Source organism: Bradyrhizobium tropiciagri (assembly GCF_018130545.1).
Lineage (GTDB): Bacteria > Pseudomonadota > Alphaproteobacteria > Rhizobiales > Xanthobacteraceae > Bradyrhizobium > Bradyrhizobium tropiciagri_A.
Map to the genome: position 1 here is coordinate 414,245 of NZ_JAFCKF010000005.1, position 23,630 is coordinate 437,874.

The window sequence follows — 23,630 nt, forward strand, 5'->3', positions numbered from 1 at the left end:
GGGTTTCACTCGACAGCAACCGAAGCCTCGAGCCCTTGGTCTGTCGGATGCAGGCGACGTCGAATTTTGGGGTGCAGGAGACGCACGGGATCCTGGACCGCTTCCAGGCCGAATTCCGCGGCTCGAGCGAGGGGCTCGGCTGGTCGTCGGCCTATGCCTCGGTCCAGCGCGAACGGCCGTTTGACGGGCACTTCCACGCGCTGTCGGACAATCTGATGGTGCTGCACCGGGGCGGTCCGGTCGACATCACCTATGTGATGGACGGCAAGTCGGTCGCACGGCACATCCCCCGTGGCGGCGTATTCTTCCTGCCCGCGGGCCACGCCTGCAACGTGGTGCTGCGCGAGGCGCTGGAATCGACCCATATCTATCTGCGCTCCGACCTGTTCGCGGGCCGGGACGGGGCGTCCAGCTTGATCGGCGGTCTGGCGCCGATGCTCGGCGATCAGGATGCCGTGCTGGAGCATCTCGCAGCGGCGATCGGCGACACCATCACCGGCGGCCTGCCGGCCTCGTCGCTGTTCGTCGACCCGATCGCGCAGGCGATTGCCAACCGCTTTGTCGCGATCAATTTCCACAAGCCAAGCGTGGAGGCCGGCAAGCATCCGAACCTGCTCAGTAACCGGCAGATGGCGCGGATCCGGGAATTCGTCGACGCCAATCTCGATACCGACATCCGGCTCGACCAGCTGGCGGAGCTGTGCGGCCGCAGCACCGAATATTTCGTGCGGCTGTTCAAGGCGACCAGCGGCGTCTCGCCCTATCAATACGTGCTCAATCTGCGCATCGAGCGTGCCCGAGCGCTGCTCGCCGACGAGACGCAGAGCCTGGCCGACATCGCACTGGCCTGCGGCTTCTCCCATCAAGAGCACTTTACGCGCATGTTCCGCCGGTTCACCGGCGTGACGCCCGGGCGGTACCGGCGCAGCCACTAGCCCGTTAGCCGCCCGACGGTCGGGACCGGCGAGGGCGCTGCCCAGACGATTTTTCCGGTTTTGTGCAGATTCTGTTCGGTTTCGTGCAGGCCCGCGACCGCCGCCTGCCGCTAGCTTTCTCCCAACAAAGCGAAATTTTGCCGGTTTGCCGGCTGGGAGAAATGCCATGAGCATCGCAGCGCCCGATGCCGTACGCCCACCCATCGTTGGGGCCGGAGATGCCGGCAGCGGTACCTTTGCGTACTGCTCGCAGCAATATCGTGTGGTGTTCGGCGCCGGCACCTCGGTGCGGCTTGGCGAGGAGAGCGAGCGCCTCGGCATCAAGCGGGCGCTGGTGCTTACCACCCCCGAGCAGCAGGATCTGGGACGCCGGCTCGGCGCTGGTCTCGGTGACCGGCTCGCAGGCCTCTACGCCGGCGCGCGCATGCATACGCCGGTGGAAGTCACCAACGAGGCGCTCGGAATCGTCGAATCCCATGACATCGATGGGTTGGTCGCGATCGGCGGCGGCTCGACGGTCGGGCTCGGCAAGGCGCTGTCGCTGCGCACCGGGCTGCCGCATATCGCCATGCCCACTACCTATGCCGGCTCGGAGATGACGCCGATCCTTGGCGAAACCGCCAACGGCATCAAGACCACGCAACAGTCCCAGGACCTGGTGCCGGACACCGTCATCTACGACGTCGATCTCACCGTCAGTTTGCCCCCGCACGTCTCCGCCGCGAGCGGCCTGAACGCGATCGCCCACGCCGTCGAGGCACTCTATGCGCCCGACGTCAATCCGCTGACCTCGCTGATGGCGGAAGACGGCATCGCCGCGCTTGCCCGTGCGCTGCCGCGCATCATGACGATGCCGGCGGATGCCGGAGCACGCCGCGATGCGCTTTATGGCGCCTGGCTTTGCGGCGTCTGCCTCGGCGCGGTCGGGATGTCGCTGCATCACAAGCTCTGCCATGTGCTCGGCGGCATGTTCGACCTGCCGCATGCCGAAACCCACGCGATCGTGCTGCCGCATGCTGCCGCCTACAACGCCGCGGCCGCACCTGACGCGATGACCCGAGTTGCGCGCGCATTGCGCGTGACAGATGCGCCGCAAGGGCTGTTCGACCTCGCGCGCCGGCTGACGTTGCCGCGCCGGCTGGCCGACATCGGCATGCCCGAGGACGGCATTGCGCGCGCCGCCGAGATGGCCGTGCGTAGCCCCTATGCCAATCCAAGACCTGTCGAGCGCGTCGCGATCCAGGACCTGATCGCCGCAGCCTGGCGTGGCGACGCGCCTGCGCGGCACTGACATCTCGAGCTCAAAAGGACGACACGATGGCCAATTTCAACGAGCATGACCTTACCGACGAGGTGATCAGCAGCTTCGCCAGCACGCCGAACAAGCGGCTGAAATTCCTCATCGAGGAGACCGTCAAGTCGCTGCATGATCTGGTACGCCGCACCGAGCTCACCTTCGAGGAATGGAATCAGGCGATCGAATTCCTCACCCGCACCGGCCAGACCTGCACGCCGCTGCGCCAGGAGTTCATCCTGCTCTCCGACGTGCTCGGCGTCTCAATGCTGGTCGACGCGGTCAATCACCGCGAGCGCGAGGGCGCCACCGAGACCACGGTGCTCGGCCCGTTCTATGTCGGCGAGCACCGCGTCACGCCGCACGGCGCCAACATCTCCGAAGGGATCGACGGCGAGCCGATGTTCGTGCAGAGCCGCGTCACCGACCTTGCCGGCGAGCCGCTCGTCGGTGCGGAGATCGACGTCTGGCATGCCGACGACGACGGTTTCTACGATTCGCAGAAAGCGGACTACGCGGCACACGGCCCGTCGCTGCGCGCGCGCTTTGTGACCGACGCCGATGGCCGCTTCTCGTTCCGCACCATCCTGCCGTGCAGCTATCCGATCCCGACCGATGGCCCGGTCGGCGATCTCATCACGACCACGAAGCGGCATCCGATGCGGCCCGCGCATGTGCATTTCCTGGTCAAGGCCGAGGGTTACGAGCCGCTGATCACCCACGTCTTCCTCGATGGCGACGAATATCTGCGCAGCGACGTGGTGTTCGGCGTCAAGGACGAGCTGATCGCGCGTGTCGCGCCGAAGAGCGAACCGGCGCTGCCGAACGGCGAGCGGGTGTCCGGCCCGTGGCACCTGATGACCTACGACTTCCAGATGCGGCCCGGCGCAGGCCTGGTGCCGAAGCCGATGATGGCCGCGGAATAACGACCTCAACCAACAGAACGACCAGGGAGACGACGATGACCAGCAAACCTGTTGAGACCGACGTGCTTGTCGTCGGCAGCGGCCCGGCCGGCGCGACGGCGGCGGCGCTGCTCGGCATGTATGGCGTTAAGCACATCATGGTCACGAAATACGGCTGGCTGGCAGACACGCCGCGTGCCCACATCACCAACCAGCGTGCGATGGAAGTGCTGCGCGACCTCGGCCTTGAGGAGAAGGCGGTGGCGCAGGCCGTGCCGCAGCCCCTGATGGCCAACAACGTGTTCTGCGAGAGCCTCGCCGGAGAGGAATTCGGCCGGCTCTACTCCTGGGGCAACCATCCCGCGCGCAAGGCGGATTACGATCTCGCCAGCCCGACCCGGATCTGCGATCTGCCGCAGAATTTCCTCGAGCCGATCCTGATCGAGGCTGCCGGACAGCGCGGCACCTCGCTGTGCTTCAACACTGAATTCGTCGACCTGGTGCAGGATGCCGACGGTGTCACCGCGACGGTAAAAGACCGCCTCTCCGGCGAGGTCTACCAGATCCGCGCCAAATATCTGATCGGCGCTGACGGCGGCCGCAGCCGGGTCGCCGAAGTGGTCGGATTGCCGATGGAGGGCCAGATGGGCCGCGCCGGCAGCATGAACATCATCGTGCAGGCCGACTTGAGCAAGTACGTCGCGCACCGGCCGAGCGTACTCTATTGGGTGCTGCAACCCGGCGCTGAGATCGGCGGCATCGGCGCCGGCCTGATCCGCATGGTGCGGCCGTGGAATGAATGGCTGATCATCTGGGGCTACGACATCGAGCAGGGCGAGCGCAAGCTCTCAAACGACGAGGCGATCTCGATCGTGCGCAATCTGGTCGGCGACGAGACTCTCGAGGTCAACGTCCGCTCGACCTCGACCTGGACCGTGAACGAGATGTATGCCGGCCGCTATTCGTCCGGCCGCGTGTTCTGTGTCGGCGATGCCGTGCACCGTCATCCACCGACCAACGGGCTTGGCTCCAATACTTCGATCCAGGATTCCTTCAATCTATGCTGGAAGCTGAAGCTGGTGCTCGAGGGCCACGCGGCGCCGTCGCTGCTCGAGACCTATTCGGCCGAGCGCCAGCCGGTAGGCAAGCAGATCGTGACCCGCGCCAACAAGAGTATCGGCGATTTCCCACCGATCTTCGAGGCGGTGGGACTTGTCGCCTCGACCGATCCGGCCGAGGCCCGCAAGGCGATCGCCGCGCGCAAGGCGCCGACCGCCGAGGGCAAGGCACGTCGCAAGAAGCTCTATGAGGCCATCGCCAACAAGAGCTACGAGTTCAACTGCCACGGTGTCGAGCTGAACCAGCGCTACGGCTCGACAGCCGTGGTGTCCGACGGCACGCCGATGCCGGCCTTCACCAGGGATCACGAGCTCTATTATCAGGCCACGACCTGGCCCGGCGCGCATCTGCCGCACGTCTGGGTCGAGCATCACGGCCAGCGCAAATCGACGCTCGATCTCACTGGCAAGGGCCGCTTCACGCTGCTCACCGGGATCGGCGGCGACGGCTGGAAGACTGCTGCCGCCACGGTGGAGAAGGCTTACGGCCTGCCGGTCGATGTCGTGACCATCGGTCCGCAGGGCTGCGATGCGCTCGACATCTATGCCGACTGGTATCGCCAGAGCGAGGTCGACGAGGACGGCTGCGTGCTGGTGCGTCCCGACATGTATGTCGCCTGGCGCGCCAGGGAGGCGGCGGCTGACGCCACCGACGTGCTGCTCGACGTGTTCGGCCAGATCCTCGGCCGTAGCGCGCAAGCGAAGTCCGTCGCCGCCGCGTGATGCGACGCGACGCAAATAATTTTTCAGAACGAAATGAAACGGCAGCCGGCATGCAACCGGCTCGCCTCAAGGAGGGGAAAATGAGCAAGGACCATTTGAACGTCATGTCTTTCGATCGCCGCCGCGTGCTGCAGGGTATCGCCGGTGGGGTCGCCGCAGCAGGTACGACGACGTTGTTCGCGCCGGCGGCGCGTGCTGCCAACAAGCCGATCAAGATCGGTTACGTCTCGCCCAAGAGTGGCCCGCTCGCCGCCTTCGCCGAAGCTGACGACTTCGTGCTCGGCGAGTTCAGAAAGTTCATCAAGGACGGCGTCAAGGTCGGATCGCAGACCTATCCGGTCGAGGTGGTGACAAAGGACAGCCAGTCGAATCCGAACCGCGCCGCTGAAGTCGCCAAGGAGCTGATTACCCGCGACAATGTCAGCTTGATCGTGGTCGGCGCGACGCCCGAGACCAATAATCCGGTGGCGACGCAGTGCGAGCTCGAACAGGTGCCGTGCATCTCCTCCGTCGCACCGTGGCAGACCAATTTCATCGGCCGGCAGGCCAATCCCGGCGATCCCAAGAGCTGGAAGCCATTCGACTACACTTTCCACTATTTCTGGGGGCTCGAGGATGTGATCGGCGTCTTCACCAGCATGTGGAGCCAGGTCGCGTCGAACAAATCGGTCGGCGCGCTGTTTCCGAACGATGCCGACGGCAACGCCTGGGGCGACACCACGATCGGCTTCCCGCCTGTTATGGCCAAGCAGGGCTTCAAGCTCACCGATCCCGGCCGCTTCCAGAATCTCACCGACGATTTCAGTTCGCAGATCGCGGCCTTTCGTGGCGCCGATGCCGAGATCATCACCGGCGTGATCATCCCGCCCGACTTCACCACCTTCTGGAATCAGGCACGGCAGAAAGGGCTCAAGCCGAAAGTCGTGTCGGTGGCCAAGGCGTTGCTGTTCCCGGCTTCGGTGCAGGCACTCGGCAAGGGCGGCAACAATATCTCGACCGAGGTGTGGTGGACGCCGACCCATCCCTACAAATCGAGCCTCAGCGGCGTCAGCGCGACCGATCTCGCCAAGGGCTATGAGCAGGCCTCCGGCAAGCAGTGGACCCAGCCGATCGGCTTCGTGCATTCGCTGTTCGAGGTCGCGATCGACGCGATCAAGCGCTCCAGTGATCCGAGCGACGGCGCCGCGCTGGCGAAGGCGATCGGAGCGACCAAGCTCGATACGATCGTGGGCCAGGTCGCATTCGGCTCCAGCGCGGTCCCGCCGTTCGCAGCCAAGAACATCGCCAAGACGCCGCTCGTCGGCGGCCAGTGGCGGCTCAATGGCGACAAATACGACATGGTGATCACCGACAACAAGCTGGCGCCGCAGATCCCGCTTGGCGGCGACATGCAGGCGCTGAGCTAACGCGCCGTCGGCGGTTGTCGATCGGAGATGCGCGGCACGCCCGCGCATCTCCCCGGACCAATCCATTTTTGAGAGCGAACATGCTCGAACTCCATTCCGTCTCGAAGCGATTCGGTGCCATCGTGGTTGCCGACGCCATCGACCTGGCGCTTGCGTCCGGAGAGGCGCTGGGCGTGATCGGGCCGAACGGCGCCGGCAAGTCGACGCTGTTCAACCTCATCACCGGGCTATTGCGGCCGGACGCCGGTCGCATCGTGCTCGATGGCGTCGATATCACGGGCCTCTCGCCCGAGGCACGTTGCCGCGCCGGCATCGGGCGCTCGTTCCAGATCCCGCAGCCGTTCGATCATCTCTCGGTGTTCGAGAATCTTGCGGTCGCCGCCCTGTTCGGCGGCAGGCTGTCGCAGGCGGATGCGGTCCAGCATTGCGGTCGCATGCTTGCTCTGACCGGCCTCGAAACCAAGGCCAACCGGCTGGCCGGCAGCCTGCCGCTGCTCGATCGCAAGCGGCTCGAGCTGGCGCGGGCGCTGGCCACCAGGCCGCGCACGCTGCTGCTCGACGAGATCGCGGGCGGCCTCACCGATGCGGAATGCCACGAGCTGGTCGAGACGATCAGAACCATCCATGCTGAAGGCGTCGGCATCATCTGGATCGAGCATGTGGTGCACGCGCTGCTCGCGGTGGTGCAGCGGCTGGTCGTGCTGAACTTCGGCAAGGTCGTCGCGCAGGGCGTGCCGAACGAGGTGATGCGCTGGCGTGAAGTCGAGACGATCTACATGGGAGTGCCGGCATGACCGCGCTGCTCAATGTCAGTGGGCTGGACGCGTTCTATGGCGACTTCCAGGCGCTGTTCGGCATCGATTTCGAGCTCGGTGAGGGCGAGGCGGTCGCGGTAATCGGCGCCAACGGTGCCGGCAAGTCGACGATGCTGAAGTCGCTGGCGGGTCTCGTGAAGAACCGTCCGGATACCATCCGTCTCGGCGGGCGGGCGATCGGCGATGCGTCCGCCGCGAGCATCGTGCGGCTCGGCCTCGCGCTGGTGCCCGAGGGCCGCCAATTGTTTCCCTCGCTCAGCGTCGAGGAGAACCTGTTGATCGGCGCCTATGGCGGCGAACGCAGCACGCCGTGGGATCTCGCCGCGGTCTACCGGATGTTTCCGGTGCTCAGGGAGCGGCGGCGCGGTGCCGTCACGGCGCTGTCCGGCGGGCAGCAGCAGATGGTGGCGATCGGCCGCGCGCTGATGTCGAACCCGTCGGTGCTGCTGTGCGACGAGATCAGCCTCGGCCTCGCGCCGATCGTGGTGGAGGACATCTACCGCATGCTGCCGCAGATTCGTTCCGGCGGCACGGCGGTGGTGCTGGTCGAGCAGGACATCACCCGCGCGCTGCGCGCCGCCGATCGGTTCTACTGCCTGCAGGAGGGGCGCGTGACGCTGAGCGGACGGCCCAAGGACGTGGATCAGGACATGATCCGCGCGGCCTATTTCGGAGCATGAGGGAGCGATGAGCGGATTCGACACCATCATCGAAGGCGTGCTGCTCGGCGGCGTCTATGCGCTGTTCGCGCTCGGCCTGTCGCTGATCTTCGGCATCATGCGCCTGGTCAATCTGGCGCATGGCGATCTGATCCTGCTCGCGGCCTATCTGGTGCTCAGCGCCACCACGGCGATCGGCCTGCCGCTTGCGGCCGCATCGCTGCTGGTCGTCGCAGTGATGTTCGCGCTCGGCTTCGTGCTGCAGCGGCTGGTGCTGGAGCGGGTGCTCGGCGACGACATCCTGCCGCCGCTGCTCGTCACCTTCGGCCTGTCGATCGTGATCCAGAACGGGCTGCTGCTCGGCTATGGCGCCGACAGCCGGCGGCTGCAGGCAGGCGCCTTCGAATCCTCCTCTGTGACGCTGGCCCCTGGCCTCAGCGTTGGCCTTGCGCCGCTGACGGCGCTGGTGACGGCGATCGCCGCCGTCGCGCTGCTGCAGCTGATCTTCTACCGCACCTCGCTCGGCCGCGCCTTCCGCGCCACCGCCGACAATCCCACGATCGCGCAATTGATGGGCGTCAACGAGCGCAATGTCTACGCGACCGCGGTCGGGCTGTCGCTCGCGGTGTCGGTGATCGCCGCTGTCGTGTTCGGCATCCGCGCCAGCTTCGACCCGTCGATCGGGCCGGCGCGGCTGCTCTACGCGTTCGAGGCCGTGATCATCGGCGGCCTCGGCAGCCTGTGGGGGACGCTGGCGGGCGGCATCGTGCTCGGGCTTGCGCAGGCGATCGGCGGGCGGATCAATCCCGAGTGGCAGATCCTCGCCGGCCATCTCGCCTTCCTGGCCGTGCTGATGGTGCGGCCGCGCGGTCTCTTTCCGGCGAGGCGGGCATGAGTGTCGAAAGCATCGATCTGCCCGCGAGCCGGGAGCAGCACGCGGCAGATGTGCCGGTGTGGCAAGTCCGGGTCGGCACGCGCTTGTCGCGCGTTGCGGCGGTGGCCGGCATCGTGCTGGTGCTGGTGCTTGCCGTGTTGCCTGCGATCGCATCGCGCAATTTGATTCAGGATCTGATCTTCGTCCTCACCATGCTGACGCTGGCGCAGCTCTGGAACGTGCTGGCCGGGTGGGGCGGGCTGGTGTCGGTCGGGCAGCAGGCCTTTGTCGGGCTTGGCGCCTATGCGCTGTTTGCCGGCATCGTGATGGCCGGGCTCGATCCCGTTGCGGCGATCCCGCTGGCTGGGCTGTTTGCCGCATTGATCGCAGCAGTGCTCGGACCGCTGCTGTTCCGCCTGGAGGGGCCATATTTTGCGATCGGCAGCTGGGTTGCCGCCGAAGCGCTGCGGCTGATCTGCGCCCAGTTCAAGTCGCTCGGCGGCGGTACCGGAATGTCGATCTCGCCGAGCGAGCTGTCGCAGATGTTTGGGCTGAAAGCCGTGCAGGCGCTGCTCGGCCTGCGTCCGGCCGCCGCCCGCGACGTCCTGGTCTACTGGCTGGCGCTCTTGCTCGCCGTGCTGGTCACGCTCGGCATCTATGCCTTCATCCGCTCGCGACATGGCCTTGCACTGGCGGCCAGCCGCGACAATGCGGCAGCGGCGCGCAGCGTCGGCGTACGCACCGCGCGGATCCGCCACGTGCTGTGGATCGCGGTCGCCTTCGCGACCGGCATGGTCGGCGCCGTGGTCTATCTGCAGAAGGCGCGCATCTCGCCCGACGCGGCCTTCAGCGTCACCGACTGGACTGCGTACGTGATCTTCATCGTCGTGATCGGCGGGGTGCGCACCATCGAAGGCCCGATGGTCGGCGTGCTGCTGCTGTGGGGGCTCGTCACCTGGCTTGCCCAGTACGGCAGCCTCTATCTCGTCGTGCTCGGCACGCTCGCCATCCTGATCATGCTGTTCATGCCAAGGGGCGTGTGGGGCGCGGCTGCACGGCGCTGGCAATTGCAGCTGTTCCCGACCCAGCGCTGGCTCGGCCGCAGCCGCTAGCGCTCAGAACATCGTGTTGTTGTTCGCCGGATTTTCCGGAATGGGCTGCACCACGTCCCAATGCTCGACGATCTTGCCGTCCTCGAGCTTGAAGATGTCGATGATTGCGTTGCCGCGGGTCCCGGGCTCGCGCACCGCGTGGACGTGCAGGATCACGTAGTCGCCGTCGACGAATGATCGCTTGATCTCGCTGTGCGAGTTCGGAAACTTCTCGCGCAGGAAGCTGATGAACTTGCGGAAGCCCTCGGGACCGTCGGCCGCGCCGGGATTGTGCTGCACATAGCGATTGCCGACATAGGCGAGCGCCGCGTCGGCGTCCTTCTGGTTCAGCCCCTTCTCGTAGAACGCCAGCACCGCCTTGCGGTTCGCCTCCTGCTGCGCCTCGCTGGTGGCCGCCATCGCGGAGGACGACGCGAGCGCGAGGAGGAGGGCGGCGGCGGCTGTCCGCGGCCGGAGGAAGGTCTTCATCTGGTTGCTCCCGGTGGCTGATGGTGCGCGACCTGCGCGATGCATTGCGCTGTCTACAGTTTCCATGCGTCGCCCGGAAGAACGCACCCCAGGCTCACATGGTTACCCGGAGATACCGGAGCCCCGTTCCGATTGATCGGAACGAGGCTCCGGATTCTTGTTTTTGACGCGTTTTCTTCACGCGAACCGGTATCCACTTCGCTCGAAAACGCGCCGCCCCTACGCCGCCTTCGCCGCGGCCCCATGCGCGTGCTTGTCGATGGCGTCGATGATCTGCGGCCACATCGGGATTGGCAGCGCATGTCCCATGCCCTCGATCATCACGAGCTTGGCGCCCGGGATCGAGACCGCGGTGTCCTTGCCGCCTTCGGGATGCACCAGCGGATCGACCGTACCGTGGATCACCAGCGTCGGCGCCTTGACGCTGCGCAGCCGTTCCTTGCGGCTGCCGGAGGCCAGGATGGCGCGCAGCTGGCGGCCGACGCCCTCCGGATTGAGGCCGCGCTCGAAGGTGCGCCGCGCGCGCTCCGGGTCGAGCGCTTCATCTTCGGGGAATGAGCCGTTGCGCAGCACCTTCCAGGTTTGCCCGAAACGGACGAAGTATTCTTCCTTGCTTTTCGGGGGCGGCGCCATCAGCACCGCGGTGGCCTCGCGGGTCGGCCCCGGAATCTTTGGATTGCCGGTGGTCGACATGATCGATGTCAGGGAGAGCACGCGCTCGGGAAAGGTGATCGCAACCTCCTGCGCGATCATGCCGCCCATCGAGGCGCCGACCAGATGCGCTTTGCGGATGCCGAGCGCGTCCATCAGGCCGATCGTGTCCCGCGCCATGTCGGCCAGTCTATAGGGCGCGGCGACCGGGATCTTCAGGAAGCGCAGCTTGAGCAGCTCGAGCGCGCTCAGCCGCTTGCCGCCGCTCAGGCGGGTGGACTTGCCGATATCCCTGTTGTCGAATCGGATCACGCGAAAACCGCGCGCGGCGAGCTGGCGGCAGAACTCGTCGTCCCAATGGATCATCTGGGCGCCGAGGCCCATGATCAGCAGCAGCGGCTCGGCATTGGCATCGCCAAAAACCTCGTAGCAGATGTCGATGCCGTTGGCGCGGGCGAGCTGCGGCGGCTGATGGGCGAGCGTGGTCACGGGCATCCCCTGCTGGTGTCGCGGTCAGGAACCTCTATGCCACGGATTGACGCAGCGCAGAAGAGCGTCGACGTCGCCGGGCGCGCCGCACTGTTGACCGATCAGCGTCAACAGTGTCGTATGGCACGAACAAATCGAAGCGCGGCAAGCGCCCGAAATTGGTGTGGAGGAGCGCCGCATGGCCGACAAGGGCAACGACCCTGCCGTGATCTGGCAGACGATGATTGGCGAGATGGAGAAGGGGTTCAACTCCTTCGGCAACCAGCTGATGAGCTCGCCTGAATTTTCCAAGGTGATGAATCAGGCCGGCGGCGTCGCGGCCGGCGCGCAGAAGCAGCTCGGCGAGCTGATGGAGAAATATCTGCTGGCAATGAACCTGCCGAGCCGCGCCCAGCTCGTCGGCATGGCTGAACGCCTGCAATCGATGGAGAATCAGCTCAACGAGATCAAGTCGCTGCTGCAGCAGGTGCACCACAATTCGCTGGCGCCGGACGACGGCCACGGCGCAACGCCACGGCCGCCGCGCACCAGGCAGCCGCCAGCGGAGGGAGGCAGCAAATGAATGCTCCCACCCCATTTGATTTCGCCTCGATCTCCGAGCGCGTTCAGTCCGAGGTGCAGCGCGCGATCCAGCGCAGCATCAAGGGTGTCGAATACTTCTCCAGCTCCGGGCCCACTCTCGGCGAGACGCCGAAGGACGTGCTGTATTCGCGCGGCACCATGAACCTCTATCATTACCGGCCGCAGGCCAGTGAGGTCTATCGCGTGCCGGTCCTGATCGTGATGGCGACCACCAACCGCGGCTATATCCTCGATCTCGTGCCGGGGCAGAGCTTCATCGAATTCCTGCTCAAGCGCGGCTTCGACGTTTACATGCTGGACTGGACCGCGCCGAAGCCCGAGGAGAAATCGCTGCGCATGGAGGACTACGTCCTCGACTTCATCCCGGAATCGGTCCGCCGGGTGCAGCAGGACTCCGGCGAGAAGGACGTCTCCGTGATCGGCTATTGCTTCGGCGGCGTGCTGTCGTTGCTCTATGGCTCGATCTTCAACGACGGGCCGATGAAGAATCTGATCTGCTTCACCACGCCGATCGATTTCCGCGAGATGAAGCTGTTCTCGAACTTCGCCGACCGGCGCTATTTCGACGTCGACCGCCTGATCGACAGCACCGGCAACATGCCGCCCGAACTGATCCTGCAGTCATTCGACATGTTGCGGCCGGCCGCGCGCGTCGTCGGCCAGATTCAGCTCTGGGACAACATCTGGAACGACGAGTTCGTCAAGTCGTACCGGATGTTCGACCGCTGGGCGACCGACACGCTGCCGCTCGCGGGCGAATATTTCCGCGCCATCACCAAGGACCTGATGTGGGACAACAAGCTCTACAACGACACCATGACGGTCGGCGGCCGCGCGGCGAAGCTCGCCGACATCAAGGTGCCGATCCTGCACGCGGTCGCAGAGCACGATCACATCGTGCCGTATGACGCGGCAAAGCACCTGATCACCAAGATCGGCTCGGAGGACAAGGAGGAGGTGATGCTGAAAGGCGGTCACGTCTCGCTGGTCGCCGGCGCCAATGCAATCAAGCGGCTGTGGCCGAAGCTGGACTCCTGGTTGAGCAAGAGATCGACATGACCGAACAACGTTCCTATCCGCGCCACGTCAAGACCGAGGCCGGCGACATCGAGTTTCGCCTGATGAAGCGGACCGACGAGGCCGCGGTGCTGGCCTTCGCGCAGAAGCTGCCGACGCATGATCTGCTGTTCCTGCCGCGCAACATCAGCCAGCCGAAGGTGCTGTCGGCCTGGATCAACGAGATCGAGCGCGGCGACATCACGAGCCTGCTCGCGATCAGGAACGGCACGGTGGTCGGCTGCGGCACGCTGGTGCGCGATCCGCATTCCTGGTCGCCGCATGTCGGCGAGATCCGGATGGTGGTGTCGCTCGACGTGCGCGGACAGGGCGTCGGCCGGGCCTTGTCACAGGAGACCTTCGCCATCGCGCTCGGCGCCGGGCTGGAGAAGTTCTCGGTGCAGATGACCGTCGACCAGCGGGCGGCGATCGCGCTGTTCGAAAGCCTCGGCTTCAAGGCGGAGGCCCTGCTGCGGGACCATGTCCGGGACGTCGAGGGCAAGACCCACGACATCGTCGTGCTGGGGCACAATGTGGCGCAGGTCCGGGCGCAGATGGAGGCGTACGGACTGCCTGGCGCCGTTGGCGGTGGATAAATACCGCTAGCTGCGCATTCCGCAGGCAATTTGCCGGTTATTCATGCTGTTCACGAGTTCGTGATATCGCGCTGCAATATCTATGTTGCGACGCACCATCGGGTGTGTCATAACACCGTTGCCCCGGGCCAATCCGGACGGGGTGAGCCCATAGCTCAAACCTGAGGATGGAGAGAGACCCCAATGACCACCGAAACCAATTCCGTGCTGAACAGCGTCAAGGAAGCCTTCGCGCCCGTCACCGAGGCGTTCACCAAGCTCCAGAACCTGGAAGTTCCGGAAGCCGCCCGTGAGTTCGTGAAGAAGCAGGCCGAGGCCGCCAAGACCCGCGCTGCCGATGCATATGCCGGCTCCGAGAAGGTGACCTCTGTGATCGAGACCGCTGTTGCCGGTTCGGTGACCGAAGCCGCCAAGATCAGCCGCAACATCCAGCAGGCGATCTACCAGGACGCCGAGGCGTTCTTCGCCGGCATCGACAAGCTCGCTTCGGCCAAGTCGCTGAGCGAAGCCGCCCAGATCCAGTCGGACCTGGTCCGTGCGCGTGGCGAACTGTTCGTCTCGCGGGCGAAGGCCACGTCGGAATATCTCGGCAAGCTCGTCAGCGACGGTGCGAAGACCGCGCAGGACAACTTCGCCAAGGTCTACGGCAAGACCGCCTGATCGCGCTTGCACTGACCAACTGCCCTTTTCGAAGGCCCGCCATTTCGCGGGCCTTCTTTTTTGCCTGTGCGTCTCATACATCGTTGATGTCGCGCCGATTGCTTCGCTTCGCTCGCAATGACGGTTGGTGTGCGGCCAGTGCGAAAGCCTCCTCGATCCCAATGACCCTTCCCGCCGCCCTCATCGCAACGCCCCTCGATGTCGAACGCGCCGCCGAGCTGCGGCGCGTGAAGTGGCTGGCGACCGGCGTGCTGGCGGCAACCCTCATCATCTTCGTCGCAGCGAAGGCGCTGCTGCCGGTGCATCCGGCCTTCGGCTTCATCGCCGCGTTTGCCGAGGCCGCGACCATCGGTGGGCTCGCCGATTGGTATGCCGTCGTCGCGCTGTTCAAGCGGCCGCTGGGGCTGCCGATCCCGCACACCGCGATCATCCAGAGCAATCAGGAGCGCATCGCCGAGAAGCTCGGCGAATTCATCGAGAACAATTTCCTGGAGTCGGGCCCGGTCGAGGCCAAGCTGCGCGAGATCGATTTCGGCAGCTTCATCGCGGACTGGCTGCGCGACCGCAAACGCTCCGAGGACCTGGCCCGCTTCGTGCTGCGGATGCTGCCCGAAGCGTTCGCGGCGACCGAGAACTCAGGGTTGATGCAGTTCATCAGCCGCCGCGTCACGACGCAGCTGCTCTCGGTCGATCTCGCGCCGCTCGCCGCCGGCGCGCTGCGCGGCTTCGTGCAGGAGGGCAAGCATGGCGGCCTGCTCGACGACCTGCTGCGCGTGCTGCACCAGACGCTGACGCAGCAGGAGACCATGGCCGTGATCCGCGACAAGGTCCGCGCCGAGATGCCGACGCTGTTGCGGCTCTATCGTGCCGACAAGTTCGTGGTGAACCGGATCATCGCCTCGGCCACGAAATTCTTCGAGGAGGTGCGCAACGATCCGCAGCATCCGTTCCGCGGCGAATTCGATCGCATGCTGCTGTCGTTCGTCGATAGGATCGGCAGCGACAAGGCATTTGCCGATCGCATCGACGGTCTCAAGCGCGATCTAATGGCGCGGCCGGAGCTTGCCAATCTCGGGCGCGCTGTCTGGGCCAACGTCAAGGACTTCATCGAGCGCAGCGCCTCGGGCGAGTCGCAGGTGCTGCAGCATCAGCTGGCACGAATGTTCGTCGAGGCCGGCGATGCGCTCGACGGCGACGTGGACCTGCGCGGCGAAATCAATCAGGGCCTGGTTGCGATCCTGCGCTCGGTCGTTGCCGAGCAGAAGAGCGGCGTCTCGAGCTTCATCGCCGACCAGATGAAGAGCTGGGACATGGAGCAGTTGATCTCTCTCATCGAGGTCAACGTCGGCAAGGATCTGCAATACATCCGCTTCAACGGTTCGCTGATCGGCGGACTTGCCGGGCTGACGCTTTACACGCTGGAATATGTGCTGCGCCTGCTGTGACCGATTGAGCACGGCGATCACATTAGTTGTGGCAAGTGTGACCTGGGCCGCTTGCACGAAGGTACTCGGTTCCCTAGCTTTTCAAGGTTGATTGTTGCGTTGCGGAACGATTCCGCCGGGTTTGCGTCAATCCTGTTGACCTATTCCTGATGATCCCATTGCCGGCCGCCACGACGGTGCCGGAAGAGGAGTTGAAATGTCCGTTGCTGCGCAGACGCTACGCCCGCCGTCCAGGACGCTGATGTTTCTGGAAGGCCGCGCCATTCATGAGCTCGGTGCTTTCCTTGGTGCATTGCCGCTGTTGAGTCTCGCGCCGCGCGGCGACGGGCATCCGGTGCTGGTGCTGCCCGGACTGATCGCCTCCGACATGTCGACGCGCCCGCTGCGCGACTTCCTGAAGAGCAAGGGCTACGCCGTCAGCGGCTGGCGCCAGGGCCGCAACCTCGGGCTTCGCGCCGGCGTGCAGGACGGGATGGTCGACCTGCTGCAGGAGATGAATGAAACGACCGGCCGCAAGGTCTCGGTGGTCGGCTGGAGCCTCGGTGGCCTCTATGCGCGCCAACTCGCCAAGATGATGCCGGAGCGCGTGCGCCAGGTGATCACGCTCGGCAGCCCGTTTGCCGCAGGCCCGAAGTCGACCAACGCCTGGCGCGTCTACGAGATGGCCAGCGGCCGCCGCGCCGATGAAGAGGATTCACGTTTCGGCGGCTCGCTCGCCAGTGCGCCGCCGGTGCCGACCACCGCGATCTTCAGCCGCACCGATGGCGTCTGCGCCTGGCAGGGTTGCCGCGAGCAGTCCTCGTCGATGACCGACAGCATCGAGGTCGAGAGCAGCCATTGCGGCATGGGCCATCACCCGGCCGTGGTTTACGCGGTGGCCGATCGCCTCGCGCAGAAGGAAGGCGAGTGGGCACCGTTCGATCGCAGCGGCTGGCGCAGCTTCGTCTATCCGGATCCGAACCGCTGACTTGTTTGCCTCGCCCCGCGTGCGGGGAGAGGCCGGAACGCATGAAGCGAAGCGCAATGCGATCCGGGTGAGGGGAGTGTCCACGAGTCGTCTCTCACCGTGAGCGCGGAGGCAGCCCCTCACCCTAACCCTCTAAGAGCGAGCTCCGCTCGTCTCGACCCCGCAAGAGCGGGGCGAGGGAGCAGCGGCGCCGCGCCCCGCATTGTCGTGAATCGACAAAACGCGCTATGCGTTGGGGCATGCCACAGCCGCTTGCCCGCATCGTCGATCAGCTGAAGCGCGAGCCGTCACGCACCGGCTCGATCATCATCACCGTGTTCGGGGATTCCATCGTGCCGCGCGGCGGCGCGGTGTGGCTCGGCACGCTGCTCGAATTCTTCAAGTCGCTTGACATCGACGGCAACGTGGTGCGCACCGCGATGTCGCGGCTCGCCGCCGATGGCTGGCTCGAGCGCAGCAAGGTCGGCCGCAACAGTTTCTATCGGTTGAATGCCCGGGGACGGCAGACCTTCGACACCGCGACGCGGCACATCTACGACCCACCGCCATCGGACTGGACCGGCCGCTTCGAGCTGCTGTTGATCGGCAATGCCGAGGACCGCGACGCCGCGCGCGACGCGCTGAAGAATGCCGGCTTCGGCAGCCCGCTGCCCGGCGTGTGGGTCGCGCCGTCAGGCGTGCCGATCCCCGACGAGGCGTCGCGTGCGATCCGTCTCGAAGTCTCGGCGGAAGACGACAGTGGGCGCAAGCTGCTCAGCGAGAGTTGGCCGCTCGATCGCACCGCGGACGCCTATCTGAAATTCATGAAGACGTTCGAGCCGCTGCATGGCTCGATCATGCGTGGCGAAAAGCTGAGCGATGCCGACGCCTTCACCGCGCGCATCCTGCTGATCCACCATTACCGCCGGGTCGTGCTGCGCGATCCGCTGCTGCCGTATCAGCTGCTGCCGAAGGACTGGCCGGGCAGGGCGGCGCGCAAACTCTGCGGCGAGATCTATCGCGGGCTGCTTCCTGCGTCAGAACAATGGCTTGACGACCACGCAACCAACGAGGACGGGCCGCTGCCGAAGCCCAACGGAGCCGTGGCGCGGCGTTTCGAGGGCATCTGAACGTATTACAAAAACAACTTGCATTTCAAAATTTGTGTTATATATTCCTGCCTAACAACACACCGGGAGGTCGGCCATGTATACGCAGGCGCTCAACTCATCCGACGGCGACGATCGCCGCGTCGAGGATGTTGCCCGTGCCAGTCAGTTCCAGGCCCGCATCGATGCCGACGAGCGCATCGAGCCGAACGACTGGATGCCCGCCGCCTATCGCAAGACGCTGACCCGGCAGATTTCCCAGCACGCACACTCCGAAATCGTCGGCATGCTCCCCGAGGGCAACTGGATCACCCGCGCGCCGTCGCTGCGCCGCAAGGCCGCGCTGCTCGCCAAGGTGCAGGACGAATGCGGCCACGGCCTCTATCTCTATGCCGCCGCCGAGACGCTCGGTACCTCGCGCGAGGAGCTGGTCGACGGTATGCTCTCGGGCAAGGCGAAGTACTCCTCGATCTTCAATTATCCGACGCTGACCTGGGCCGACATCGGCACCATCGGCTGGCTGGTCGACGGCGCTGCGATCATGAACCAGATTCCGCTGTGCCGCTGCTCCTACGGCCCCTATGCGCGCGCGATGATCCGCGTCTGCAAGGAAGAGTCGTTCCATCAGCGCCAGGGCTTCGAGATCATGGTGACGCTGTGCCGCGGTACGGCCGAACAGAAGGCGATGGCGCAGAACGCGCTCGATCGCTGGTGGTGGCCGGTGCTGATGATGTTCGGCCCGCCCGACCAGGTCAGCCAGCACAGCGACACTTCGACCAAGTGGAAGATCAAGCGCTTCTCCAACGACGAGCTGCGCCAGAAATTCATCGACGCCACCGTGCCGCAGGCCGAGTTCCTCGGGCTCACCATTCCCGATCCCGGCATGAAGCAGAACGAGAACGGCAGTTGGGTGCACAGCCCGATCGACTGGGACGAGTTCAAGCAGGTGCTGGCCGGCAACGGCCCCTGCAACCGCGATCGTCTCGCCGCGCGCCGCAAGGCGCATGAGGAGGGCGCCTGGGTGCGCGAGGCCGCGATGGCATATGCCGAGAAGCGCAAGAGCCGCCAGCTCGCGCAAGCCGCAGAATAAGGGAGCGCTGGAGATGGCCACGCCGAACGTTCCGCTCTGGGAAGTCTTCATCCGCAGCCGCAATGGTCTTGCGCACAAGCATGTCGGCTCGCTGCACGCAGCCGACTCGACGCTGGCGCTGCAAGCCGCGCGCGACATCTACACCCGCCGCGGCGAGGGGCTGTCGATCTGGGTGGTGCCCTCGAACGCGATCACCGCGTCCGATCCGTCGGAGAAGGGCATGATGTTCGAGCCGGCGGAATCCAAGATCTACCGCCACCCGACCTTCTACGACGTTCCCGACGAAGTCGGGCATATGTGACTGTGTCTCCGCTCGTCATTGCGAGCGAAGCGAAGCAATCCATCGGACCGCGGAGCAAGAAGCAAGCATGGATTGCTTCGTCGCTTCGCTCCTCGCAATGACGGCCAACCAGCGAGTTGATTAGATGGCGACCGCCAACATCGAAGTCTCCGAAACGCCGCTGGTGCTGTACGCACTGCGCCGTGCCGACGATGCCTTGATCCTCGGCCACCGGCTGTCCGAATGGTGCGGTCATGCGCCGGCGATGGAGGAGGACATGGCGCTCGCCAATATGGGCCTCGACCTGCTCGGCCAGGCCCGCGAGCTCTACACCTACGCTGCCAAGGTCGAAGGCCGCGGCAATGACGAGGACAAGTTCGCCTATCTGCGCGACGTCCGGCAGTATCGCAATCTGCTGCTGGTCGAGCAGCCGAACGGCGACTTTGCCCGCACCATGGTGCGGCAGTTCTTTTACGCGGCATTCGCCGATCTCTACTGGCGCGCGATGATGGCTTCATCCGATCCGACGTTTGCTGCGATCGCGGCGAAGTCGGAGAAAGAGAGCGCCTATCATCTGCGGCACTCGTCGGAATGGATCGTCCGGCTCGGCGACGGCACCGAGGAAAGCCACCGCCGCGCGCAGGACGCGATCGACGATCTCTGGGCCTACACCGGCGAGATGTTCGCAGTCGACGACGGCGAGCGCGGCCTGATCGACGCCGGCATCGCGATTGATCCGGCGGCGCTGAAGTCGCGCTGGCTCAAGGCCGTGACCGGCATCGTCAACGAGGCGACGCTGGCGTTGCCGAAGAGCGATTGGATGCAGCAGGGCGGCCGCGTCGGCAGCCATAGCGAACATCTCGGCCATCTGCTCAGCGAATTGCAGTCCCTGCAGCGAACCTTCCCGGGGGCAACATGGTGACCGTTGCACTCAGCGACGCCGATCTGCGCCGGCGCGCCTGGCGCGCGGCCGCGCAGGTGGTCGATCCCGAGATTCCGGTGCTGACCATCGCCGATCTCGGCGTGCTGCGCGATGTCGCGGTCCATGACGGCCATGTCGAGGTCGCGATCACACCGACCTATTCCGGCTGCCCGGCGATGAACATGATCGCGCTCGAGATCGAGCTTGCGCTGGAACGCGAAGGCATTCACCGGCCGAAGGTCCGCACCGTGCTGTCGCCGGCCTGGACCACCGACTGGATGAGCGAGGACGGCCGCCGCAAGCTCAGGGAATACGGCATCGCGCCGCCGCTGCCGGGCTCCTCGCGCCGCGCGCTGTTCGGCGAGCAGCAGGTGATGTGCCCGCAATGCAGCTCCGTCGATACCGAGCTGCTGTCCGAATTCGGCTCGACCTCCTGCAAGGCGCTGTGGCGTTGCAAGAGCTGCCGTGAACCCTTCGATTACTTCAAGTGTCATTGACCATGTCGACACCACGATTCCACCGCCTGTCTGTCAGCGATCTGCGCCGCGAGGCGTCCGACGCCATCTCGATGACCTTCGCGATCCCCGACGATCTGCAAGGCGACTACCGCTTCACGCCCGGTCAGTATCTGACCTTGCGCACCACCATGGACGGCGAGGAAGTCCGCCGCTCCTATTCGATCTGCTCCGGCCCCGACGACGGCGAATTGCGCATCGCGGTGAAGAAGGTCGACGGCGGCGCCTTCTCGAACTGGGCCGCGGACGAATTGAAGGCCGGCGACGAGCTCGACGTGATGACGCCGACCGGCCGTTTTGGTATCGCGCATACGCCCGGGGAGGCGCGGACCTATGTCGGCTTCGCCGCCGGCAGCGGCATCACGCCGATCCTCTCGATCATCAAGGGCGTGCTGGCGCGCGAGCCGACGAGCTGCTTCTTCCTGTTCTACGGCAATCGCTCGACCGAAGGCGTCATGTTCCGCGAGGCGCTGGAAGAATTGAAGGACCGCTTCATGCGGCGGCTGTCGGTGTTCCACGTCATCTCGGGCGAGGAGCAGGACATCCCGATCCTGCACGGCCGGCTCGATGGTGAGAAGGTGCGGGTGCTGCTGCGCTCGCTGGTGCCGGCCGCGACCGTCGATCATGTCTTCGTCTGCGGCCCGACCGCGATGAGCGAGACCATCGAGGCGACCTGCCGCGAGATCGGCATCGCCGACGAACGCATCCATGTCGAACGCTTCGTGTCGGAGTTCGGCGGCAAGCCGCGCCCCAAGGTCGTCGTGCCCGCAGGCGCACCGCCGAAGGCGATCGCCGGCTTGATCATCGACGGCAAGCGCCGCGAAGTCCCGGTCGCTGACGGCGAGTCGATCCTCGACGCCGCGCTGCGCGCCGGCATGGACCTGCCGTTCGCGTGCAAGGGCGGCATGTGCTCGACTTGCCGCGCCAAGCTGGTCGAAGGCGAGGCGCCGATGGACCTGAATTATTCGCTGGAGCCGTGGGAGCTGAAGGCGGGGTTCATCCTCACCTGCCAGGCCAAGCCGTGCTCGGAGAAGGTCGTGGTCGATTACGACCACGTCTAGTTCTATCTGCGCGTTGACACCCAAGGTGTCGCGCCAAACACTGATGTGACACCAAGAGGCCCATCGCAACGGGCCCGCGCACAGGGAGTTCGATGTGAATTTGAAGGCCACGCTATCATCAGAGGATGTCGCCCGCGCCTGCGCGGATGCGATGTGGAAGGAAGACGACGCCAGCAAGGGCCTCGGCATGGAGCTCGTCGAGATCAAGCCGGGCCACGCGACCATGGCGATGACGGTGCAACCGCACATGGTCAACGGCCAGCGCATCTGCCATGGCGGCTACATCTTCACGCTGGCCGATTCAGCCTTCGCCTTCGCCTGCAACAGCCATAACGATCGCGCGGTGGCGGCACAGGGCAACATCACCTTCATCCGGCCCGGCAAGCTCGGCGACCGCCTGGTCGCGGCCGCGCGCGAGATCTCGCGCAGCGGCCGCTCCGGAATCTATGACGTGCGCGTCACCGCCGGCGACAGCGTGATCGCCGAATTCCGCGGACATTCGCGGGTGATACAGGGCACCTGGCTGCCCGACACGGACATCAAGGCATAAGGCTTCAGGGGAAACGTCGATGGCTACGGCAAAGCTCAGAGTTGGAAATAGCGGCTATCACGCCGAGCTCGATGCGGCCGAACGCGCCTCGCGCGATGAGATGGTGGCGCTGCAGACCAAGCGGCTCGCCTGGTCGCTCAAGCATGCTTATGACAATGTCGCGCACTACAAGAAGTCGTTCGACGCCGCGGGCGTGCACCCCACGGACTTCAAGCAGCTTCCCGATCTCGCCAAGTTTCCTTTCACGGTGAAGACCGATCTGCGCGACAATTATCCCTTCAACATGTTCGCGGTGCCGCGGGAGCAGCTGGTGCGGGTCCATGCCTCATCCGGCACGACCGGCAAGCCGATCGTGGTCGGCTACACCAAGGGCGACATCGACACCTGGGCCGACGTGATGGCGCGCTCGATCCGCGCCGCCGGTGGCCGTTCTGGGATGCTGATGCACAATGCCTATGGCTATGGCCTGTTCACCGGCGGCCTCGGCGCGCATTACGGCGCCGAGCGGCTTGGCTGCACGGTCATCCCGATCTCCGGCGGCATGACCGAGCGGCAGGTGCAGCTGATCAACGACTTCCGGCCCGACGTCATCACGGTGACGCCGAGCTACATGCTGGCGATCCTCGACGAGTTCAAGCGGCAGGGCCTCGACCCGCGCAAATCGTCACTGAAGTTCGGGATCTTCGGCGCCGAGCCCTGGACCAACGCGATGCGCGTCGAGATCGAGCAGGCCTTCGACATGGACGCTACCGATATCTACGGCCTTTCGGAGGTGATCGGCCCCGGCGTCGCGCAGGAATGCGTGGAGACCAAGGACGGCCTGCACATCTGGGAGGATCACTTCTATCCCGAGGTGATCGATCCCGTGACCGGCAAGGTGCTCGGCGACGGCGAGAAGGGCGAACTGGTGTTCACCTCGCTCACCAAGGAAGGCTTCCCGATCATCCGCTACCGCACCCGGGACCTGACGCGGCTGCTGCCCGGCACGGCGCGGCCCGGCATGCGGCGAATGGAGAAGGTGACCGGTCGTTCCGACGACATGATCATCCTGCGCGGCGTCAACGTGTTCCCGACCCAGATCGAGGAAGCGCTGCTGGCGACCGACTGGTGCGGTGGGCATTTTGTCATCGAGCTGACCCGCGAGGGCCGCATGGACGAGATGACGGTGCTCGCCGAAGCCCGTCCCGAAAGCTGGGACGGCGCGGGGCTGACCGCGCACGCCGAGAAGCTCTCCGGCTTCATCAAGAACACGATCGGCATCTCCACTCGCGTCCGCGTCGTCGCTCCCGAGACGCTCGAACGCTCGCTCGGCAAGGCGAAACGTGTTTACGACAAGCGGCCGAAAGAATAGCCTCTCGCCCGCAATCGA

At 65.3% G+C, this 23,630-nt stretch carries 25 protein-coding genes; 23 read left to right on the forward strand and 2 right to left on the reverse strand.

Annotated elements, in window-relative coordinates:
* The first annotated feature begins 71 nt into the window (after window positions 1–71).
* The 9 genes from JQ616_RS39825 to JQ616_RS23560 all read left to right on the forward strand — a co-directional run bounded on the left by JQ616_RS39825 (window position 72) and on the right by JQ616_RS23560 (window position 9,841).
* On the forward strand, window positions 72–935 hold the full coding sequence (locus JQ616_RS39825; protein ID WP_212018501.1) for a helix-turn-helix domain-containing protein: 864 nt from the start codon (window positions 72–74) through the stop codon (window positions 933–935).
* Between the two features lie 166 nt (window positions 936–1,101).
* On the forward strand, window positions 1,102–2,226 hold the full coding sequence (locus tag JQ616_RS23525; RefSeq protein WP_212018503.1) for a maleylacetate reductase: 1,125 nt from the start codon (window positions 1,102–1,104) through the stop codon (window positions 2,224–2,226).
* A 26-nt stretch (window positions 2,227–2,252) separates the two neighbouring features.
* On the forward strand, window positions 2,253–3,155 hold the full coding sequence (locus tag JQ616_RS23530; protein ID WP_212018505.1) for an intradiol ring-cleavage dioxygenase: 903 nt from the start codon (window positions 2,253–2,255) through the stop codon (window positions 3,153–3,155).
* Between the two features lie 35 nt (window positions 3,156–3,190).
* Entirely contained in the window at window positions 3,191–4,975 is a 1,785-nt protein-coding gene (locus tag JQ616_RS23535) for an FAD-dependent oxidoreductase (protein WP_212018507.1), read from the forward strand.
* A gap of 80 nt (window positions 4,976–5,055) precedes the next feature.
* Window positions 5,056–6,381 carry an ABC transporter substrate-binding protein gene (locus JQ616_RS23540; protein WP_433995994.1) on the forward strand — a complete coding sequence of 442 codons (1,326 nt, stop codon included), beginning with the start codon at window positions 5,056–5,058 and terminating at the stop codon, window positions 6,379–6,381.
* An 80-nt stretch (window positions 6,382–6,461) separates the two neighbouring features.
* Window positions 6,462–7,175, forward strand: coding sequence for an ABC transporter ATP-binding protein (locus JQ616_RS23545; RefSeq protein ID WP_212018509.1), 714 nt, complete (start codon window positions 6,462–6,464; stop codon window positions 7,173–7,175).
* Window positions 7,172–7,876, forward strand: a complete 705-nt coding sequence (locus JQ616_RS23550) for an ABC transporter ATP-binding protein (protein ID WP_212018511.1) — start codon at window positions 7,172–7,174, stop codon at window positions 7,874–7,876. The genes JQ616_RS23545 and JQ616_RS23550 overlap by 4 nt, the downstream gene beginning before the upstream one ends.
* Window positions 7,877–7,883: 7 nt before the next feature.
* Complete coding sequence (locus JQ616_RS23555) at window positions 7,884–8,750, forward strand: branched-chain amino acid ABC transporter permease (protein ID WP_212018513.1); 867 nt, start codon at window positions 7,884–7,886, stop codon at window positions 8,748–8,750.
* Entirely contained in the window at window positions 8,747–9,841 is a 1,095-nt protein-coding gene (locus JQ616_RS23560; protein ID WP_212018515.1) for a branched-chain amino acid ABC transporter permease, read from the forward strand. The genes JQ616_RS23555 and JQ616_RS23560 overlap by 4 nt, the downstream gene beginning before the upstream one ends.
* Before the next feature lie 3 nt (window positions 9,842–9,844).
* On the opposite strand, the gene JQ616_RS23565 is transcribed toward JQ616_RS23560, so the two are convergent.
* Complete coding sequence (locus JQ616_RS23565) at window positions 9,845–10,240, reverse strand: nuclear transport factor 2 family protein (RefSeq protein WP_249137226.1); 396 nt, start codon at window positions 10,238–10,240, stop codon at window positions 9,845–9,847.
* Window positions 10,241–10,528: 288 nt separating this feature from the next.
* On the reverse strand, window positions 10,529–11,455 hold the full coding sequence (locus JQ616_RS23570; RefSeq protein WP_212018519.1) for an alpha/beta fold hydrolase: 927 nt from the start codon (window positions 11,453–11,455) through the stop codon (window positions 10,529–10,531).
* Between the two features lie 172 nt (window positions 11,456–11,627).
* On the opposite strand from JQ616_RS23570, the gene JQ616_RS23575 reads away from it, so the two are divergent.
* From JQ616_RS23575 to paaK, 14 genes are all read left to right on the forward strand, one after another.
* The gene (locus JQ616_RS23575) at window positions 11,628–12,011 is read left to right on the forward strand and encodes a hypothetical protein (protein ID WP_212018521.1); all 384 of its coding nucleotides are present in this window, start codon (window positions 11,628–11,630) and stop codon (window positions 12,009–12,011) included.
* The gene (locus JQ616_RS23580; RefSeq protein WP_076862504.1) at window positions 12,008–13,090 is read left to right on the forward strand and encodes a PHA/PHB synthase family protein; all 1,083 of its coding nucleotides are present in this window, start codon (window positions 12,008–12,010) and stop codon (window positions 13,088–13,090) included. Before JQ616_RS23575 ends, JQ616_RS23580 begins: the two co-directional genes overlap by 4 nt.
* Window positions 13,087–13,683 (forward strand): GNAT family N-acetyltransferase, encoded by a 597-nt coding sequence (locus JQ616_RS23585; RefSeq protein WP_212018523.1) that lies wholly within the window; start codon window positions 13,087–13,089, stop codon window positions 13,681–13,683. Before JQ616_RS23580 ends, JQ616_RS23585 begins: the two co-directional genes overlap by 4 nt.
* 183 nt (window positions 13,684–13,866) lie before the next feature.
* Window positions 13,867–14,343, forward strand: a complete 477-nt coding sequence (locus JQ616_RS23590) for a phasin (RefSeq protein ID WP_212018525.1) — start codon at window positions 13,867–13,869, stop codon at window positions 14,341–14,343.
* 161 nt (window positions 14,344–14,504) lie between these two features.
* Complete coding sequence (locus JQ616_RS23595; RefSeq protein ID WP_212018527.1) at window positions 14,505–15,788, forward strand: DUF445 domain-containing protein; 1,284 nt, start codon at window positions 14,505–14,507, stop codon at window positions 15,786–15,788.
* Between the two features lie 196 nt (window positions 15,789–15,984).
* The gene (locus JQ616_RS23600) at window positions 15,985–16,755 is read left to right on the forward strand and encodes an esterase/lipase family protein (RefSeq protein WP_212018529.1); all 771 of its coding nucleotides are present in this window, start codon (window positions 15,985–15,987) and stop codon (window positions 16,753–16,755) included.
* Window positions 16,756–16,994: 239 nt separating this feature from the next.
* Complete coding sequence (gene paaX / locus JQ616_RS23605; protein WP_212018531.1) at window positions 16,995–17,864, forward strand: phenylacetic acid degradation operon negative regulatory protein PaaX; 870 nt, start codon at window positions 16,995–16,997, stop codon at window positions 17,862–17,864.
* Between the two features lie 76 nt (window positions 17,865–17,940).
* Window positions 17,941–18,933, forward strand: a complete 993-nt coding sequence (paaA, locus tag JQ616_RS23610; RefSeq protein ID WP_212018533.1) for a 1,2-phenylacetyl-CoA epoxidase subunit PaaA — start codon at window positions 17,941–17,943, stop codon at window positions 18,931–18,933.
* A 13-nt stretch (window positions 18,934–18,946) separates the two neighbouring features.
* A complete protein-coding gene (gene paaB / locus JQ616_RS23615; RefSeq protein WP_024579339.1) occupies window positions 18,947–19,234 on the forward strand; it encodes a 1,2-phenylacetyl-CoA epoxidase subunit PaaB in 288 nt (95 codons plus the stop codon).
* A 124-nt stretch (window positions 19,235–19,358) separates the two neighbouring features.
* A complete protein-coding gene (gene paaC / locus JQ616_RS23620) occupies window positions 19,359–20,135 on the forward strand; it encodes a 1,2-phenylacetyl-CoA epoxidase subunit PaaC (RefSeq protein WP_212018535.1) in 777 nt (258 codons plus the stop codon).
* Complete coding sequence (paaD, locus tag JQ616_RS23625; protein WP_212018537.1) at window positions 20,129–20,632, forward strand: 1,2-phenylacetyl-CoA epoxidase subunit PaaD; 504 nt, start codon at window positions 20,129–20,131, stop codon at window positions 20,630–20,632. The genes paaC and paaD overlap by 7 nt, the downstream gene beginning before the upstream one ends.
* A gap of 2 nt (window positions 20,633–20,634) precedes the next feature.
* On the forward strand, window positions 20,635–21,711 hold the full coding sequence (gene paaE / locus JQ616_RS23630) for a 1,2-phenylacetyl-CoA epoxidase subunit PaaE (RefSeq protein ID WP_212018539.1): 1,077 nt from the start codon (window positions 20,635–20,637) through the stop codon (window positions 21,709–21,711).
* 94 nt (window positions 21,712–21,805) lie between these two features.
* On the forward strand, window positions 21,806–22,261 hold the full coding sequence (paaI, locus tag JQ616_RS23635; protein ID WP_212018540.1) for a hydroxyphenylacetyl-CoA thioesterase PaaI: 456 nt from the start codon (window positions 21,806–21,808) through the stop codon (window positions 22,259–22,261).
* A gap of 19 nt (window positions 22,262–22,280) precedes the next feature.
* Complete coding sequence (paaK, locus tag JQ616_RS23640) at window positions 22,281–23,612, forward strand: phenylacetate--CoA ligase PaaK (protein ID WP_212018541.1); 1,332 nt, start codon at window positions 22,281–22,283, stop codon at window positions 23,610–23,612.
* Window positions 23,613–23,630 lie beyond the last annotated feature (18 nt).